At 44.2% G+C, this 17849-nt stretch carries 13 protein-coding genes and 3 pseudogenes; 12 read left to right on the top strand and 4 right to left on the bottom strand.

The features are described 5' to 3' along the window. The 12 genes and pseudogenes from OO184_RS23290 to OO184_RS23235 form a co-directional block, all read left to right on the top strand. Nucleotides 1-357: pseudogene (locus tag OO184_RS23290) on the top strand (ImcF-related family protein); the annotation flags it as partial. Further along, a pseudogene (locus tag OO184_RS23285) lies at nt 339-1532 on the top strand (type VI secretion IcmF C-terminal domain-containing protein); the annotation flags it as partial. The pseudogenes OO184_RS23290 and OO184_RS23285, both read left to right, overlap by 19 nt. A 165-nt stretch (nt 1533-1697) precedes the next feature. Beyond that, a complete protein-coding gene (locus tag OO184_RS23280) occupies nt 1698-1832 on the top strand; it encodes a hypothetical protein (protein ID WP_265381211.1) in 135 nt (44 codons plus the stop codon). A 386-nt stretch (nt 1833-2218) separates the two neighbouring features. After that, a complete protein-coding gene (locus OO184_RS23275; RefSeq protein ID WP_265381210.1) occupies nt 2219-2638 on the top strand; it encodes a hypothetical protein in 420 nt (139 codons plus the stop codon). Nucleotides 2639-3744: 1106 nt separating this feature from the next. Next, nucleotides 3745-4251 (top strand): hypothetical protein, encoded by a 507-nt coding sequence (locus OO184_RS23270; protein WP_265381209.1) that lies wholly within the window; start codon nt 3745-3747, stop codon nt 4249-4251. Between the two features lie 117 nt (nt 4252-4368). Continuing rightward, nucleotides 4369-5937 carry a WD40 repeat domain-containing protein gene (locus OO184_RS23265; protein ID WP_265381208.1) on the top strand — a complete coding sequence of 523 codons (1569 nt, stop codon included), beginning with the start codon at nt 4369-4371 and terminating at the stop codon, nt 5935-5937. Between the two features lie 18 nt (nt 5938-5955). After that, on the top strand, nt 5956-6378 hold the full coding sequence (locus OO184_RS23260) for a hypothetical protein (RefSeq protein ID WP_036775748.1): 423 nt from the start codon (nt 5956-5958) through the stop codon (nt 6376-6378). A gap of 35 nt (nt 6379-6413) precedes the next feature. Then, complete coding sequence (locus tag OO184_RS23255; protein ID WP_265381207.1) at nt 6414-7922, top strand: hypothetical protein; 1509 nt, start codon at nt 6414-6416, stop codon at nt 7920-7922. A 70-nt stretch (nt 7923-7992) separates the two neighbouring features. Continuing rightward, on the top strand, nt 7993-9495 hold the full coding sequence (locus OO184_RS23250) for a hypothetical protein (protein ID WP_265381212.1): 1503 nt from the start codon (nt 7993-7995) through the stop codon (nt 9493-9495). 71 nt (nt 9496-9566) lie between these two features. Beyond that, nucleotides 9567-10578 (top strand): annotated as a pseudogene (locus OO184_RS23245) (hypothetical protein). Between the two features lie 989 nt (nt 10579-11567). Then, the gene (locus OO184_RS23240; protein ID WP_265381206.1) at nt 11568-13070 is read left to right on the top strand and encodes a hypothetical protein; all 1503 of its coding nucleotides are present in this window, start codon (nt 11568-11570) and stop codon (nt 13068-13070) included. Between the two features lie 81 nt (nt 13071-13151). After that, nucleotides 13152-14606 (top strand): hypothetical protein, encoded by a 1455-nt coding sequence (locus OO184_RS23235; protein ID WP_265381205.1) that lies wholly within the window; start codon nt 13152-13154, stop codon nt 14604-14606. 149 nt (nt 14607-14755) lie between these two features. Here the strand turns inward: OO184_RS23235 and OO184_RS23230 are convergent, their stop codons facing one another. The 4 genes from OO184_RS23230 to flgA all read right to left on the bottom strand — a co-directional run. Beyond that, entirely contained in the window at nt 14756-15886 is a 1131-nt protein-coding gene (locus OO184_RS23230; protein WP_265381204.1) for a hypothetical protein, read from the bottom strand. 355 nt (nt 15887-16241) lie between these two features. Further along, the gene (locus OO184_RS23225; protein WP_088371952.1) at nt 16242-16682 is read right to left on the bottom strand and encodes a flagellar protein FlgN; all 441 of its coding nucleotides are present in this window, start codon (nt 16680-16682) and stop codon (nt 16242-16244) included. 11 nt (nt 16683-16693) lie between these two features. After that, nucleotides 16694-16999: a flagellar biosynthesis anti-sigma factor FlgM gene (gene flgM, locus OO184_RS23220; RefSeq protein ID WP_049582025.1), complete on the bottom strand. Its 306-nt coding sequence runs from the start codon at nt 16997-16999 to the stop codon at nt 16694-16696. A 124-nt stretch (nt 17000-17123) separates the two neighbouring features. After that, nucleotides 17124-17849, bottom strand: a 726-nt coding sequence (gene flgA, locus OO184_RS23215; RefSeq protein ID WP_265381203.1) for a flagellar basal body P-ring formation chaperone FlgA, incomplete at its 5' end; no start/stop codon positions are given.

Below are 17849 nucleotides of genomic sequence, written 5' to 3'. Positions count from 1 at the left end.
ACAGTGGTGGTGAGTATGCTAGGTTTTATCACCGTAACATTATTTGTCAAAAACAAAGTGACTGATGTGAAGCCCGATATCCGGCCGCTTTTACCGGCCAGTGAACCGTATGATTATGGTGATTTGGGCGATCGCATGCGCCTGCGTTACGGGGTGTTCTGGTGGTATAAAGTGCGCATTTTACTGGTGGTGGGCGAAGTGGAGCAGGTGGAAGCCATTGCGCCGGGACTGACTACGGCACATTGGCAGGAGGGGTATCGCGCGTTGTTGCTCTGGGGCGGCAGTTTACAGGCGGAACCGGATACCGCTCAGTTGATGGCCTTGCGTGGCTTGCGCCGTTATCGGATTCGTTGGTGAAATCCGCCAGGACGTTGTTGAATAAAAAAACGCCGTTAATGATTGACCAGCAGATGGCTGGCGTGCATGGGCCGATGAATGAAACCTTTGGGCCGTTGCTGGCGCTGATGGGAGAAAATCAGGTTGCCGGGGGAGTGAAGACCGACAGTACGTTGAATTTACAAACCTTTCTCACTCGGGTAACCGAAGTGCGTTTGAAACTGCAACAGATGAACAACAGTGATGACCCGCGGGCAATGGCGAATGCGTTGGCGAAGACGGTATTTGAAGGGAAAAGCACCGATTTGACGGATACGCAGGGCTACGGGCGCTTGATAGCGGCTAGTCTGGGCAGCCAATGGCGGGCTTTTGGTCAGACGCTGTTTGTGGAACCGTTAGCGCAGGCGTGGCAGGGGGTATTGAAACCGGCGACGGCGAGTCTGAATAGCCAGTGGCAGACGGCGATAGTGGACAACTGGAATCGGGCATTTTCGGGCCGTTATCCGTTTGCCGGTGGCGAGAGTGAAATTTCATTGCCGATGTTGGGGCAGTTTATTCGGTCAGATTCGGGGCGGATAGAGCAGTTTTTGACGCGTCAGTTAGGCGGAATACTGCATAAAGCGGGTAACCAGTGGGTGGTGGATGAAGTGAATGGGCAGGGTGTGCAGATTAACCCGGATTTTTTAAAGGCAATAAATCAGCTCAGTCAGTTATCGGACCTGTTGTTTGCGGATGGCAGTCAGGGATTGCGGTTTGAACTGCGGGCCAGAGCGGTGCGGGATGTGGTGGAAACCGATCTGACAATAGACGGTCAGAAACTGCGTTATTTTAACCAGATGGAAAGCTGGCAGAGCTTTCGTTGGCCGGGAGAGACCTATAAACCGGGCGCGATGCTGACCTGGACCAGTGTCAACGCCGGGGCGAGGTTATTCGGTGATTATCAGGGGAACTGGGGACTGATCCGCTGGCTGGCGCAGGCGAAGGCGGAAAAGCTGGATGAAAGCCGTTACCGGCTGATATTTACGGCCCCGGATGGTTTACCGTTGACCTGGATTTTGCGCACAGAACTGGGCGAAGGGCCGCTGGCATTATTAAAACTGCGCGGATTTAAATTGCCGAAAAATATCTTTGCGGTGAAACCGGGTAATCATACGGCAATAGCGGCGATAAATGATGATGACCTGATAATGGAATAATCCATGCGATTGGAAATAAATCAGGAAATAGCGTAATTGTTAACGGTTTTCGTTAACAGAATAGCTGTCATGATAAATATCACTACAGATATTCTGATGAAGATATTTGGCTGGGTTGTTTTTTTACCCGCCTGCATCACGAGCGTTACCTGAATCAACGGGGGGATGCCTACTTCCGCCACGCTGGTGCTGGGGCAGGAGTTGAAAGTGAAGGATGACGCTCTGGAAGCGTTTTGTAAAGGGGCTAATAATCCAGATTACCAACACCCGGTGCTTTTAAACGGCAATAATACGCTTTAAAGAAAACCCCTTATAGGGATATAAGGGTTAATAATCGGAATGGAGAAAGCGAAGCGGATATGAATACTTATTTACAGTCAGTTATCAAAATAATGGGATTAAATAAACTTTCTTGGCTTATTCCGATAAATAGAAAAAGGATATTATTTGAAGTTCATAAATGATGATATTACGTCTGTCTCTGATATTAAAAAGGTTTTCGAAATAGCTTGAAAATAGATCGGGCTATGCTGAATAAGAATAATAAATAACGGACTAAACAGTCAAATGCTGAATAAAAGAATGATAAAGGAAAGATAAAAAATAATACACCAAATGTGGTGACGAAAAAAGAAAATTCAGTAATATCGGATGCTCTACACAATTCAAAAGGATGAGAGTTAAATATGTATAAAAATATGTTAAATCCCGTAACATTAAGAAAAACAGCAAACGGACCTCAACTAAAAGGAAATGAGGACACATATGATACATCAATATTAAAAGGCAGCCCTGTAGGACGAAGGGATATTGGGAATTTAGCCCCACTACCTGCTCAAGCAGAAGTTTTTCAAACAGTTGTTGACGAAAAAATAGCAAGTTTCAAAACAAAGGGAAATCCAATATCAATTGTTGTCTGGCGTAATAGCCAGACGGGGCTTACTCATATAATGGATGGCCAGCATCGGTTTATTGCTGCATGCATACTTGGAGTGCCTGTTAAATTAACGTGGAAAAAATTTGGTATACCACCCAATCGGATAGACTGGAGTGGTACGAAATTTTCAGATGGAATACCAGCTAAAACCAAGATATTTGGAAAATAATCTACTAAATTATTTAATGTATATTAAGTGCGACTTGCGCTAATACACAACCTTGAAAAATTGAGAGTTGCCGGTTTTGGTATAGATTTGAAATCTTAAACAAAACGCCAGGTAACTCTCATGCTCCATACTACCAACCCCATTATCAGATATAAAGCTGGCTGAATAATGCTTAGTTTTCTATTCTATTAAATCTAAAATTCTATACCCTTCATCTTTCAAGCTGCTGCTTTGTTGGCTGCTTTCACTCACCCCAGTCACATCGTTATCTATGCTCCTGGGGATTCGTTCACTTGCCGCCGCGCTGCAACTCGAAATCTATTAGGTATATATTATAAATTTATATTTTGCATATTGTTAATTTTTTATTATTTGTTAATAAATTTCTCCATTTAAATAAATTGCCACTCTGGTTTAATTTTGTGAAAAATTAAATAGGTAATTGACATGGCTATTAATAAATTTTTGCATATATTAACCATCTCCCTTTATCATTTTATCGATTCTTCCCGGTTATGACTTATTTAATGTGGATAATTATAATTCTGGCGTTATTTAAGTGTGTGCGATATTTTCTTAATTATTAAAGTAAAATGTTTTTATTATTTAGCAATGAGATAGCTTGGTGTAAATATGTAACATTTATACCCTTCATCTTTCAAGCTGCTGCTTTGTTGGCTGCTTTCACTCACCCCAGTCACATCGTTATCTATGCTCCTGGGGATTCGTTCACTTGCCGCCGCGATGCAACTTGAAATCCATTGGGTATATAAGTGTCATTGATTATTATGTTTTTCAGAATAAAATTCTTGGTTGATTAATTTAAATCTAATCAAATTAATGGTTATTGCGACACTAGTAGAATGTTATTTAAATAATATCTTTTTATATGAGATTTCTAAAAAAAAGCAATTAGATTTTCATCAAATAACTGGCAAAAATTCACTTTTCTATAATGCTTAAATATAGCTGGTTGTGTCATACGAAAAACGAATAGCGTAGTCAAGTTAAATATTAAATAAAAGTCATCGGGAGCGCGTCTCTCGAGGGCAGCATTAGCTATAACACATTAACCGAGGTCTGACTTTATTAATGGGGGAAACATTATGTCCACTGATCCGCCGCTACATCAAGAAGATATTGTCGTGATACATGTTGCTACACCCGATGATTTGGTGAAGTTTGCCGATCAAGCACTCTTCTGGAATAAAGAAACCTATGAGCAGATGAAAACCGCAGAAGTGTTGTTTACATCAGCGGGAGAAACTCCACCTGGTCTGGGAATTAAATATGTCGCTACGCCCGATGATTTGGCGAAGTTTGTTGATGAAGAAGGCTATTGGAATGAGAAAACCTACCAACAGATGGAAGCTATAAGGGTGTTGTTTATATCAGCAGAAAAAATACGCGGTGTGGGGATTAAACATGTTGCCACACCCGATGATTTGGCGAAGTTTGCCGATAAAGAATTCTTCTGGAGTAAGAAAGACTACGAGCAGCTAAAAGCCGCAGAAGTACTGTTTGTACCAAGAGAAGGAATGCCCGGTTCGGGGGGTAAATATATCGCCATGCCAGACGATTCGGCAAAGTTTATCGGTAAAGCGGCCAGTTAGAATGAAGAGAAACGTCAAGCGGGGGATAAAGGCAGGATATTGTTTATCTCGAAAGTAAAAGAATAGAACGAGGTGTGGCAACGTTAATTTATCTGTCATTCTGCATTGGAGGTATCAATGGCTCACAATAAGATATCTACATCCAGCGAAAATAATTTGTTGGATAAAGAAGAAGTTAAGTCTTGGTTTAAATTATATTCTTTGCCGAAAAGTGAAAATTATACTCAATTGGTGCAAATAGCGGCGGAAGGTCGGCGTTTGGCCGGGCTGGACCCTAGTCAGGTCGATAATAATCCAGGGGCAGGATTGAACCGAGATCTGGATGAGGTGAATTTACTCTTAGTGAATCCCGGAGAAGGGATGCATATCGGGGAAAACCGTGAAATTGCGGTCAATATTGATAAGGACAGCGGCTTACAGTTTATTAATGGCGAATTGGGGTTACGCCCTGACTTTAAATTGTCGCTGGAATTGTTTGAGAGTTTTACAGAGGAACAACAACGAGAACTTTACCGTTGGCTGATTCATGCTGAGGAGATGGCAGCCAGTAAGGTGCAATTGCCCGCGTTTGATTTGCCGACTAATGGTAACAATAAAAACCTTGGCGCTGTTGTCAGTGTCAGCGGCGATGGGAAAACTATCGCGCTTAGTGGGGCAGAGGCTAAGGAACCTGTATATCTATTTTCTTATACCGATAACGGTTGGCGGCAGCAATTCGCTGATTACGTCAGTGGTTATGGCGGCAGAGCGCTAAGTCTGAATCGAAATGGTAATGTTCTTGCGGTGGGTATTGATAACCGAAACAGTGATGGCGGGCATGGCTCAGTGTTCGTTTATCACAGATTGGCAAATGGCGCGTGGGAAAAATCGGCCAAACTTTGGCTTAGTGAGGCGAACGTTCAGCAGCATTTCGGTTGCGCTGTGAGCTTGAGCGCGGATGGCACACTATTAGCGGTAGGCTCTTATGGCTGGAGATCGGGTTTATTGACTAACTGCGGCGCAGCGTATCTTTATCAGTATGACGGGAAGAAATGGTCACAGCTTGGTGAGCGTCTGACCTTAGCTTCTCCGGCACAGGGCGATATGTTTGGCGGCAAACTAAGCTTGAGTGCGGATGGTTCAACCTTGGCAGTGGCGGCAACGGGGCGTAATGGTAATGGTGAAGTGACGATATTTCATCGTCATGGGGAATACTGGCAGCCGCAACTGCCACTCAATTCGCTGACTTCGCCTTTAACCATCAGCAATGATGATTTTGGCGCCAGTCTCAGCCTGAGCGATAGCGGCGATATTTTGGCGGTGGGGTGTCCGGGAGAGAAGGGCAATATTGGTGCGGTTTATTTGTACCAGCGTCATCGTAATGGATGGCAAGTTATAGGGATACTGAGAGAAGCGGTGACAGCCGGAGAAAGGTTTGGCAGCGAGTTGTCTTTGAGTAGTGACGGCCAGATACTGGTGGTGTCAACACCTGTTGGTAAAAATGACACAGGTGTGCAAACCGGTGCGGTATGGTGGTTTAGCTATCAGGATGAACAATGGATTATGCAGGGCAGGTTACTGGAGCTGGATGGGGAATCAAACCATAAATTTGGCGCCGGTGTTTGTCTTAGCGGTGACGGCAATACGTTGGCGATTGGCGCCAGTGGCTGGAAAAGTGGAGAAGGGAAAGTTTACCTTTACGACTAGCTAAATGAGGAAAAGACAATGGCGAAAGAGATAACAGATGAAACGGTCAGCCAGCTTAGTACCCACTTCGCCCCTGGCAAGATCCCGACTGAGGCTGCATTTTATTCACTGATTGATTGGGCCACATTGTGGCGACAGCTTTTTGGTTGGCAGGATGGTGATCAAGCTTATCATCCGGGGGTCGGATTGCAGATTATCGACAACCGTTTGGCGGTTAAGACTGGCGATGGCATCGCGGTGGAACCGGGAGGGCTTGCGTTAAGGCTACAGCCCAATGGGGGATTGATGTTGGATAAATCTGGGGCGTTGTCGGTGGATGGTACTGTAGCGGTTTCAGCACAAGCTTTTAAATTGCTTCCTGAGGAGACACGGAAACAAATTGCCGGGTTGTTATTGAATGCTGAGACAAAAGGCAGAAAACAGGGAACAGAAAACAGATGACGGTGACTGTCTAATACGGCTTTTGAGGAAATATTATGACTGATAAAGAAATTAGTTCTGTTGACTCATTGAAAGCGAGTTTTAAGTCCGGTGTTCCGCCCACGCCTGAAGCATTTTCCCTCTTGATTGATGAGGCATATAAGGCATATGAAATCATTGATGGTGATAAGGGTGATGGCCCGACCGCAGGGCTGAAACGAGATGACAAAGGAAAACTGGCCCTCAACACTCACCATTCTGGCGGGTTAAACCTTGAACAGAGGGCTTTGGCGTTGTCACTAAAGCCAGACGGTGGGTTTTCTTTTGATGGAGGAAGGCGTCTGAAATTGGATGCCGATCGGCAAGTTCAGTTTGCCGATTTTTTCAGTTTATCGCGGCGGGAGCGGATGGAGATCGCACAGTTGTTGGGTTTGAAACGCAGTACCAACACCAAGATGACGCGTATTGTTGCTCCTTCCCCTAAAGAGAATGAACGCTTTGGCACTTCTGTTAGCTTGAACGCGGCGGGAGATTGCTTAGTGGTTGGGATGGAGAAAGTGCTCTATTTGTATATGTGCCGGAAGGATGAGTGGTGGAATACAAGCACGCCCATTGTGTTTGAGGCTTATGGCGATAAATATCGCAGTGCTTCATGGAGTGTCGGTCTGGATGCGGAGGGAGATAACCTGGCAGTGGGATACTCAGATGAAACTGGTGCTCAAAAAGTGGAGGTTTGTGTGTATACGCGCACGAATGGCGTCTGGGATACAAAAAATCCCATTGTGTTTCCGATCGCGCGTTCTTATGGAAACTATGGTGTGAGTGTCAGCTTGAGTGCAGCAGGAAACTGTCTGGTGGTAATGGGGAACTATACGTTCTATGTGTATACACGCACAAATGGGATTTGGGACAAAGAAAACCCCATTCAGCTTCGTTTTACGGATGTTGGTAACGGGGTTACCACGATTTGTCTGAGTGCCTCGGGAAACTGCCTGGCAGTGTATGGAAACTATTCTTATCATCCCGTACGAAACGCGGTTTATGTGTATACACGCACGAATGGGACTTGGGATACAGAATCCTCCGTTACGTTCCATCCCCCTAGAGATAGCTCACCCGGTTTTGGCAAGGTTTTTAGCCTGAATGCAGAGGGAGATCGTTTGGCGGTGGGGGCGGATGATGATTCACCCATTATTAATGGGAAGGTTTATCTGTATACGCGCACGAATGGGATCTGGGATACACAAAATCCCATTAAATTTTCGGCTCCTGCAAGTGGCGTAACGTATTTTGGCTGCGCTATCAAACTGAATGATGCGGGAGACCGTCTGGCAGTGGGGGCGGCTTCCCGAGTGTATGTGTATACCTATCTGAATGGTAAATGGAATATGGAAACACCTATCGAGATTTTGGACCCTTCAGGTAATTTAGATAATGTAAATGGTTTTGGTAAGGCTGTCAGTTTGAATAAGTTAGGGACGAGTTTGGCGGTTGGTGCGGTTTTAACCAAGGTTGGTTCTGCGCCTGAAGCTGGTGCAGTTTGTATCTTTGAGAATGTCAAATGAAGACAGAGGACAGAAAACGGAGGACAGAGAACAGATGACGGTGACTGTCTAATACGGCTTTTGAGGACATATTATGACTGATAAAGAAATTAGTACTGTTGACTCATTGAAAGTGAGTTTTAAGTCTGGTGTGCGACTTATGCCTGAAGCCTTTTCCCACTTAATTGATGAGGCATATAAGGCATATGAAATCATTGATGGCGCTCAGGGTGATGGCCCGATCGCAGGGCTGAAACGAGATAGCAAAGGAAAACTGGCCCTCAACACTCACCATTCTGGCGGGTTGAACCCTAATCAAGGCGCTTTGGCGCTATCATTGAAGCCAGAAGGTGGGCTCTCTTTTGGTGGGGGAGGGTATCTGAAATTGGTTGCCGATCGGCAGGTTCAGTTTGCGGATTTTTTCAGTTTATCGCGGCAGGAGCGGATGGAGATCGCGCAGTTATTGGGTTTAAAACGCACCATAGTGACGCGTATTGTTTCTCCCTCTCCCGAAGAGTATGAGTCCTTGGGTTATTCTGTTAGCCTGAATGCGGCGGGAGACTGCTTAGCGGTTGGGATGATTAATAAAGTCTATGTATATATGCGCCGGAATCGTGGTGAGTGGAATACAAGCACGCCTATTGTGATTGAGTATTTTCAAAGTGATTATATTAGATCTCCATGGAATGTCAGTCTGAATGCGGCGGGAGATTGCCTGGCGTTAGCAAATAGTAGGCCTTATGATTTCGAAAAGCGGGTTGGTGTACATATGCGCACAAATGGCGTCTGGGATGCAGAAAAGGCCGTTTGGTTTCCGGCTCCGAGCAGCAATCAAGTCTTTGGCTCGAATATTAGCGTGAGCGCAGCGGGAGACTGCTTGGTAGCTGGAGGCGTAGCCATGACGGTTCATATGTTTACACGCACGAACGGGATCTGGGATAGAGAAAATCCTATTAAGTTTCCGATCCCTTCGAATGCTATGCGGTTTGGTGATGCTGCCCGCCTGAGTGCTGCGGGAAACTGTCTGGCGGTGTTTGGAGAAGATTTTTCTTCTGCAAGAGGAACGATTTATGTGTATACACGCACGAATGGGATCTGGGATAGAGAAAACCCCATTGAGCTCAAGGCCCCTAAAGGTAACCTAGACGGTTTTAGTAAGGTTTTTAGACTGAATGCAGAGGGAGATCGTCTGGTGGTGTGGGTGGATGATGATTCACCCATTATTAATGGGAAGGTTTATCTGTATACGCGTACGAATGGGATCTGGGATACAGAAAATCCTATTAAGTTTCAGGCCCCTGCAAGTAACGTACTGTATTTTGGCCGTTCTCTCGACCTGAATGATGCGGGAGATCGCCTGGTAGTGGGTGCGGCTTCTAGGGTGTATGTATATACCTGTCTGAATGATAAGTGGAATATGGAAACACCTATGGAGATTTTGGACCCTTCAGGCAATCCAGACAATTTAGATACTTTTGGTAGATCTGTCAGCTTGAATAAGGCGGGGACGATTTTGGCTGTTGGCGCGGCGTCAGAAGGTGTTGATTCTAAATCCGAAGCCGGTGCAGTTTATGTTTTTGAGGATGTCAAATAGAGGACAGAGGACAGAGGACAGAGGACAGAGGACGGATGGCAGTGACTGTTTAATACGGCTTTTGGGAAAATGTGATGACTGATAAAGAAATGAGTTCTGTTGGCTCATTGAAAGCGAGTTTTAAGTCTGGTGTGCGGCTTATGCCGGAAGCATTTTCCCATTTGATTGATGAGGCATATAAGGCATATGAAATCATTGATGGCGCTCAGGGTGATGGCCCGACCGCAGGGCTGAAACGAGATGGTAAAGGAAAACTGGCCCTCAACATTCATCATTCTGGCGGGTTGAACCCTCATCAAGGCGCTTTGGCCCTATCACTGAAACCAGAAGGTGGACTCTCTTTTGATGGGGGGGTATCTGAAATTGGCTGCCGATCGGCAGGTTCAGTTTGCGGATTTTTTCAGTTTATCGCGGGGCGCGCGGATGGAGATCACGCAGTTGTTGGGTTTGAAACGTACTATGATAACGCGCATTGTTTCTTGCTCTCCCGAGGCGCGTGAATCCTTTGGCTATTCTGTTAGCCTGAATGCTGTGGGAGACTGTTTAGCGGTTGGGATGATTAATAAAGTCTATTTATATACGCGCCGGAAGAGTGGTGAGTGGAATACAAACACGCCTATTGTGCTTCAGTATTATCAAAGTCATCTTTTAAGATCTGACTGGGATGTCAGTCTGGATGCGGCGGGAGATTGCCTAGCGTTGGCAAATCATTTCGAAGCTAGGGTTGGTGTACATATGCGCACGAATGGGATCTGGGATAGCGAAAATCTTATTAAGTTTTCAGCTCCTGCAAGTGACGTAACATATTTTGGTAGCGCTATCGAACTGAATGATGCGGGGGATCGTCTGGTAGTGGGGGCATCTTCTAGGGTGTATGTGTATACCTGTCTGAATGATAAGTGGAATATGGAAACACCTATGGAGATTTTGGACCCTTCAGGCAATTCAGACGATTTAAATGGTTTTGGTAAGGCTGTCGGCCTGAATAAGGCGGTGACGAGTTTGGCAGTTGGCGCAACGTCAGAGAACGTCGATTTTCAGTTCGAAGCCGGTGCAGTTTATGTTTTTGAGAATATCAAATGATGACTATAATCACTAAGCTGGATATTATCTTCTACCCTTGGCATTTCATCCACGTTAAATTAATTCAACTGTTCTTTATTGTAAGGTTATTGGCGGCACACAACAGAATATGAGTATCTAACAATTAGTTCGCTTTTCACCTTAAAACAGGGGAAATAAGCGCATGATAAAATCTAAGAAAAATTAATTAAACATGACAGGGATATATTGTAAAAGGACGTGGTGTTATCATTTCGGATAATTTTATATTGTATTTAATTTGGTGGTAATTATGATTTTGATATTATTTAAATATATGCTAAATTTTTCTTGAAAATTAAAATGGAATACATTTATTGAATGATAATTAAAGGGTTATTTTTAAATAATACTATTTTGGTTTGTTATTGATTATTTTATGTTTTTTCAGTAAATTTTTTAATGGATTGATTTGAGTCTAATTAACTTTATGGTTGTTGCTATTATAGATAATAATAGTTGTTGAATTATTATTTAAGCGATATATTTTTATGTGAAACATTATAAAAATAATTAATTTTTTATTAAATAATTGGCAAAAATTCACATTTCCATAATGCTTAATAATATCAGATTGTGCTATACGAAAAGCGAATGACATATACCCTATGGATTTCAAGATGCATCGCGACGGCAAGGGAGCGAATCCCCGGGAGCATAGATAACTATGTGACCGGGGTGAGTGAGCGCAGCCAACAAAGAGGCAACTTGAAAGATAACGGGTATATTCAAGTTAAATATTAAATCAGGTCATCGGAGATATGTTTTTCGAAGACAGCAACATACCTGAGGCAATAAGCGAAGTTAAGTAGCACCAAGCCGCAGGATATCGAGTTAAAAGGTGTGAAGGAATTAATTGTAGTGTATTTCGTGGTCAGTACCGTCGCTTAACTCCATCGACTTTAACGAAGTGGATAAAGCATTAACAGAAACCGATGGCACTGACAGTCTAATATGGCTTTTGGGGAAATGTGATGACTGATAAAGAAATTAATACCGTTGGCTCATTGAAAGCGAGTTTTAAGTCTGGTGTGCGACTTATGCCGGAAGCATTTTCCTACTTGATTGATGAGGCATATAAGGCATATGAAATCATTGATGGCGCTCAGGGGGATGGCCCAACCGCAGGGTTGAAACGAGATGGTAAAGGAAAACTGGCCCTTAACATTCGCCATTCTGGCGGGTTGAACCCTAATCAAGGCGCTTTGGCCTTATCGCTGAAGCCAGAAGGTGGACTCTCTTTTGATGGGGGAGGGTATCTGAAATTGGATGCTGCTCGGCAGGTTCAGTTTGCAGATTTTTTCAGTTTATCTCGGCGTGAGCGGATAGAGATCACGCGGGTATTGGGTTTGAAACGCACCATGATGACGCGTATTGTTTCTCCCACTCTCTCTCCCGAGGCGCGTGAATCCTTTGGCTATTCTGTTAGCTTGAATGCAGTGGGAGACCGTTTAGCGGTTGGGATGAATACTAAAATCTGTATATATACGCGCCGGAAGAGTGGTGAGTGGAATACAAGCACGCCTATTGTGCTTGAGTCTTATCAAAGTGATTCTTCATGGGATGTCAGTCTGAATGCGGCGGGAGATTGCCTAGCGTTGGCAAATAGGTTCAGACAGAGGGTTGGTGTACATATGCGTGCAAATGGTGTCTGGAATGTAAGAAAGCCCGTTTGGTTTCCGGCTCCGAGCCGCATTGAATTCTTTGGCCTGGGTGTCAGCTTGAGCGCAGCGGGAGATTGTCTGGTGACTGGGTGCGAATTCAAATCTGCGTTAGATTCTACGTTCCATATGTTTACACGCACGAACGGGATCTGGGATAGCGAAAATCCCATTAAGTTTCCGGTCCCTTCGAATTCTTATGAATTTGGCAAGGCTGTCCGCCTGAGTGCCGCAGGAAACTGTCTGGTGGTGCATGGTTACGATGATTCCACAATAAGCACGATTTATGTGTATACACGCACGAATGGGATCTGGGATAGCGAAAACCCGATTAAGCTCAAGCTCCCTGAAGGCAGCTCATCCTCTTTTGGCAAGATTTTTAGCCTGAATGCAGAGGGAGATCGTCTGGCGGTGGGGGAGGTGCGTGATTATTTCCCCATTATTAATGGAAAAGTTTATCTGTATACGCGCACAAATGGGATCTGGGATAGCGAAAATCCTATTAAGTTTTCGGTTCCTGCAAGTGACGTAATAGATTTTGGACGCTCTCTCGAACTGAATGCTGCGGGGGATCGTCTGGCAGTGGGGGCGGCTTCCCGGGTGTATGTGTATACCTGTCTGAATGATAAGTGGAATATGGAAACACCTATGGAGATTTTGAACCCTTCAGGCAATTCAGATAATTTAAATGGTTTTGGTGGGCCTATCGGCCTGAATAAGGCGGGGACGAGTTTGGTTGTTAGCGCAACGTCAGAAAGTGTCGATTTTAAGCTCAAAGCCGGTGCAGTTTATATCTTTGAGAATATCAATTGATGCCTATACAGAAGACAGAAGACAGAAGACAGAAGACAGATGACGGTGACTATTTAATACGGCTGGCTTTTGAGGAAAATAATGATGACTGATAAAGAAATTAATACCGTTGACTCATTGAAAACGAGTTTTAAGTCTGGTGTTCTGCCCACACCTGAAGAATTTTCTCACTTGATTGATGAGGCATATAAGGCATATGAAATCATTGATGGCGCCCAGGGTGATGGTCCGACCGCAGGCCTGAAACGAGATGATAAAGGAAAGCTGGCCCTCAACGTTCACCATTCTGGTGGGTTAAACCTTGATCAAGGCGCTTTGGCGCTATCATTGAAGCCAGAAGGTGGGATCTCTTTTGATGGGGGAAGGCGTCTGAAATTGGATGCCGATCGGCAGATTCAGTTTGCGGATTTTTTCAGTTTGTCGCGGTGGGAGCGGATGGAGATCACGCAGGTGTTGGGTTTAAAGCGCACCATGATAACGCGCATTGTTTCTCCCTTCCCCAAAGAAGATGAGCGTTTTGGCACTTCTGTTAGCCTGAACGCAGCGGGAGACTGTTTAGCAGTTGGGATGAATAGTCACGTCTATGTGTATACGCGCCGGAAGAGTGGTGAGTGGAATATAAGCAAGCCGATTGTGTTTGAGGATTATGAACATGAATATTATGGCACTTCATGGGATGTCAATCTGGATGCGGCGGGAGATTGTCTGGCGTTGGGAAACATGTGGCCCGGTGTGGTTCGTGCATATACACGCACGAAGGGCGTCTGGGATACAAAACATCCCATTGTGTTTCCGCGGGTTTCACAAGACTTTGGTGTGAATGTTAGCTTGAGCGCCGCAGGAGACTGTCTGGTGGCTGGGGGCCAATCCTACTCTAGGTTCCATATATTTATGTGCAGGAATGGGATCTGGGATACAAAAAATCCCATTCAACTTCCGATCCCTTCCGATTCTTATGAGTTTGGCTGGATTGCCCACCTGAGTGCTGCGGGAAACTGTCTGGCGGTGCGTGATTATGCTCCTGTGATTTATGTGTATACACGCACAAATGGGATCTGGGATGGAGAGAACCCCATTAAGTTCAAGGTCCCTGAAAATAACCTATTCGTGGGTAGGGCTTTTAGCCTGAATGCAGAAGGAGATCGCTTAGCGGTGGGGATAGAGTTTTATAACTCCACAGATGGGGAGGTTTATCTGTATACGCGCACGAATGGGATCTGGGATACAGAAAATCCCATTAAGTTTTCGGCCCCGGCAAGTAGCGTATATTTTGGTAGCTCTCTCGAACTGAATGATGCGGGAGATCGTCTGGCAGTGGGAGCGTCTTATCGGGTATATGTGTATACCTGTCTGAATGGTAAGTGGAATATGGAAACACCGATGGAGATTTTGAACCCTTCAGACAATTTAAATGGTTTTGGTGGACCTGTCGGCCTGAATAAGGCGGGGACAAGTTTTGCTGTTGGTGCAGTAGTAGAGAGTGTCGATTCTAAGCCCAAAGCCGGTGCAGTTTATGTTTTTGAGAATATCAAATGATGGTCTAATCTAGGGCAGCCCCATGCTTTGTATATATTACAAGGAAATGGGACTACCACAATGGGTGGTGATGCACTGACGCAGTGCGCGGCTAATGGTCGGTAAGCTATATAATTAAGCCGCTGAAATTTACGTCAGACTCAGCGGATTCAATATTGTTTGAAAAAATAGTCAATCATTTCTTGTTCAAATTCTAAGGCATCACGTCGTTCTGCAAGGTAGCTTTTTAGTACAGTGAGTGAGCGTAAGCTTTCGCGCAGTTGGATTTCGTTTTCTATATTTTGCCGCAATTTTTTGCAATGTTCGTGGAGGTTATTCTCTATTGCTTTCGATGTTTCACCTCCCAATGTGCGCCAAATCATGCCCGGTAATGAATCAGATTTTTTTAGCTGATTAAGTTCATTGGCTAATATATCTATACGTGCTTTGAGCAATTTATTGACGTCGGATATATCCCGGCTGTTAAAACTGAAAGTTGGATCAATGTACTTGTGGTACATGTTTATTATCGTCCAGACATCATTATCTTTCTTGGCTTGTGATAACTGTACCATCAATTGGTTTTTTTTCTTTTTCTCATCTAAATCCTGTTCACGATCTGGATGCAGTACCTTGGCTATTTTTCTATACATTTGGCTCACTTCCTGCGATTTAAACAAAGAATCCAGTTTTTTCTGGTCTTCTGCCGCAGGATCGAAGTCAGTGGTCTCTTCTGCATCATATTCATCGTGGAAATGTTCTGATTCCCGTTGAAAATGCTGTTCTATGGTGGAACGCATTTTTTCGGGATTTTTTATCATATCAAGTAATTCTTCATCAGATATTTCTTCATTAAGATCAAAATATTCACCAAAAGTCTGCCGGATCTCAGCCATCTGTTCTGGCGTCGGAATTTCCTCTTCTTTAAACGCATGAAGATTGGAAAAGTGATCGGTCAACTTATTGAGATCGAGGTTTTCGTTAAAGGGGTAAGTACATAACTCAGCAAGCTCTTCTTCTATCCAGGAAAATAATTCTCTTCGTTGGTTTTTCCCCAGCGATTTTTTATCGGCAAATGAAAGCAACCGCGCCGCTTTATCATATCTGGACTGCATATATTGATGCTCTACCGGTAAGACCTCTTGTTGAAAGCGCATGAACAGTTCGTCTTGCTGCTGTTGTAACTTGGCGATCTTCAACTGGTATTTTTCGATGGACGTCCAGTAAGTTTTGAATTGTTGCTGAGGTGTTTTTGGTATCTGTTGTCCGCTCGATTTGCTTTTTTTTAGTTTTTTGTGCATCAATGTGTTATTCCCAATATAGATCAATGAAATGAAGGGTGCTCTCGTTGTTAATCCATTAGCCCGATTTTTGATAATTCCCCGTTGTTGCTTATTCCTATTTTGCAGTATATTTTTGCAACACGCAAAACGTTATTGTTGAGCAATTGTTACGTTGGCTTACAAACGGTGATTTTTGCTAATCCGTTCTTCCCTGATTGCAACAACCGTTTCACAGTACATTTCGTTTGAATTATTCATGCTTGAGGACTCTGTGAGCAGATACGAAGCCCGATTTGAACAGGAGGGTGGTGCTTACAAATACGATCAAAACAATAAAAAGCAGCACTACCGCAATGGGCGGTAATGCACTTAATTAAACCTGCACTCTATGGCCGGAAAGCATAGAGTGACGGGCAGCTTGGCCGTTTGAGCCATAAAGAGAAGGGCTATGGTGGCTTTTTAGAAAAGCGATAGCTTGGCTGTTTAGTTCAAGATGTTGAGTTAATAGCAGACCATTATGGGTGTTTAAATCACGAATCTGGGTAACCGCTTTGCCGATCTGTTGCCATAATGCGGCAAGCGCAGGTTGCTTATCATAAGGCGCAGTGATGTTTAATGCTTTGCTCAAATTAAGACGTTGCTGTTCTGAATGGCTAAGAGCAGATAACAAAAAATTTTTTCGTTCTGTTATCTGGTGCAAATCTCGTGCTTCAATAAAACCTGCGCACAAAATACGCTGCTCTTCCGCCATAGTTTGGGTCAGCGAGGTCAAATAGGTCACTTGCTGTTCGAGTAATTGTTGTAGTTCTTCCATAGCGGGTGCAATTATTTTTTATCGTACTGAAAGTTTTCGGCGGCTTCTTTGAGTAAAGCGTCTGCGATTTTACCGCTGTTCATTTTTAAGGTTCCTTGAGCAATAGCTTCTTTCAACTTTTGCACCTTTTGGATATTGATATCCTGGCTGCTTGGTTGAACCAGTTTTGTTTGTGCTTCGCTCAGTTTTACTTGTGCATCGCTGCTTTGTAAGGTAACGCCGGAGGTTTTGCGGGTGCCCTGGGCGCTGCTTTCATTAGTGGGTCGCTGTTGAACAGCAGCGATAGCTAATAAGGGGTGAGTGCGTTCGATACTCATAATCATTATCCTTTATGGCCAGGCATAGGTTCACCTATGGATCGGAGCAGGTTACATGCCATTTGCATACCTGCAAATCGTGCTCTGCTGGTTATATCGGCATAGTAGAAGAAAACTTTAGAACTTATAACATGATTTTTACATTGCCGTTTTCTAATGCCTGGCCGGTTATAACATGTCCTGAATTCATTCGAACTCTGACTTTATCAGAAATAGCGGCGTTATTAATAGCTTTCCCTTCGTTCCGTATCTGAAAGCCATTTCCCTGCACAATCACCACCACACTCTGGCCTGACCGTACCGCCCACGGGCGGCGTAACATATTATGCGTAATTGCCTGCCCCGCCGGGATGTTACGTATCGCAATACTGTTTTTTATCTCATTTTTGTTAATGACCAGATCATGCGGTAGTTTTTCCAGTAATCCACTTCTGACCTGAAAATCTTTCTCTGATAAAACATCATTACGTGAGAGGGCACGGCGAGTAACCAGATAATTTCCCGTCACGCTGACAGCGACTTGAATGAATTTGCGCTGTTGATGGCAGATAACAGGTAAAGAGAGATTTCCCCAATGTTGACCACCAATAGCGGGTTGAATTTCTGGCCGTTCACATTGGGGCCATTGTTGTTCAGGGGTTCTGATGTTAACCGAAACTTTGTGATGATTATCCCTATGTATTTGCTGGAAATAGCGCTCTATAGCTTGGGGTAAATTATTGCCCCATGCCATCGAAGTGATAAAGAAAAATGCGAACAGCCCGATAATATTTATAGCTTGCATCTTCTCGCTCTCATTATTTCTGTAGGTCAATCCACCGCTGTTTAGTCGCGTACTGTTTAATCGCGT

This window comes from Photorhabdus aballayi (genome assembly GCF_026153155.1).
Lineage (GTDB): Bacteria > Pseudomonadota > Gammaproteobacteria > Enterobacterales > Enterobacteriaceae > Photorhabdus > Photorhabdus luminescens.
The sequence above is the reverse complement of the archived record's forward strand: the minus strand, read 5'-3'. Positions and strand labels throughout refer to the sequence as shown.

Excerpts from the sequence above, each read along its gene's own strand:
- OO184_RS23280 (WP_265381211.1), top strand. The coding sequence starts at position 1,698 with ATGCCTACTTCCGCCACGCTGGTGCTGGGGCAGGAGTTGAAAGTGAAG.
- OO184_RS23275 (WP_265381210.1), top strand. The coding sequence starts at position 2,219 with ATGTATAAAAATATGTTAAATCCCGTAACATTAAGAAAAACAGCAAAC.
- OO184_RS23270 (WP_265381209.1), top strand. The coding sequence starts at position 3,745 with ATGTCCACTGATCCGCCGCTACATCAAGAAGATATTGTCGTGATACAT.
- OO184_RS23265 (WP_265381208.1), top strand. The coding sequence starts at position 4,369 with ATGGCTCACAATAAGATATCTACATCCAGCGAAAATAATTTGTTGGAT.
- OO184_RS23260 (WP_036775748.1), top strand. The coding sequence starts at position 5,956 with ATGGCGAAAGAGATAACAGATGAAACGGTCAGCCAGCTTAGTACCCAC.
- OO184_RS23255 (WP_265381207.1), top strand. The coding sequence starts at position 6,414 with ATGACTGATAAAGAAATTAGTTCTGTTGACTCATTGAAAGCGAGTTTT.
- OO184_RS23235 (WP_265381205.1), top strand. The coding sequence starts at position 13,152 with ATGATGACTGATAAAGAAATTAATACCGTTGACTCATTGAAAACGAGT.
- OO184_RS23230 (WP_265381204.1), bottom strand. The coding sequence starts at position 15,886 with ATGCACAAAAAACTAAAAAAAAGCAAATCGAGCGGACAACAGATACCA.
- OO184_RS23225 (WP_088371952.1), bottom strand. The coding sequence starts at position 16,682 with ATGGAAGAACTACAACAATTACTCGAACAGCAAGTGACCTATTTGACC.
- flgM (WP_049582025.1), bottom strand. The coding sequence starts at position 16,999 with ATGAGTATCGAACGCACTCACCCCTTATTAGCTATCGCTGCTGTTCAA.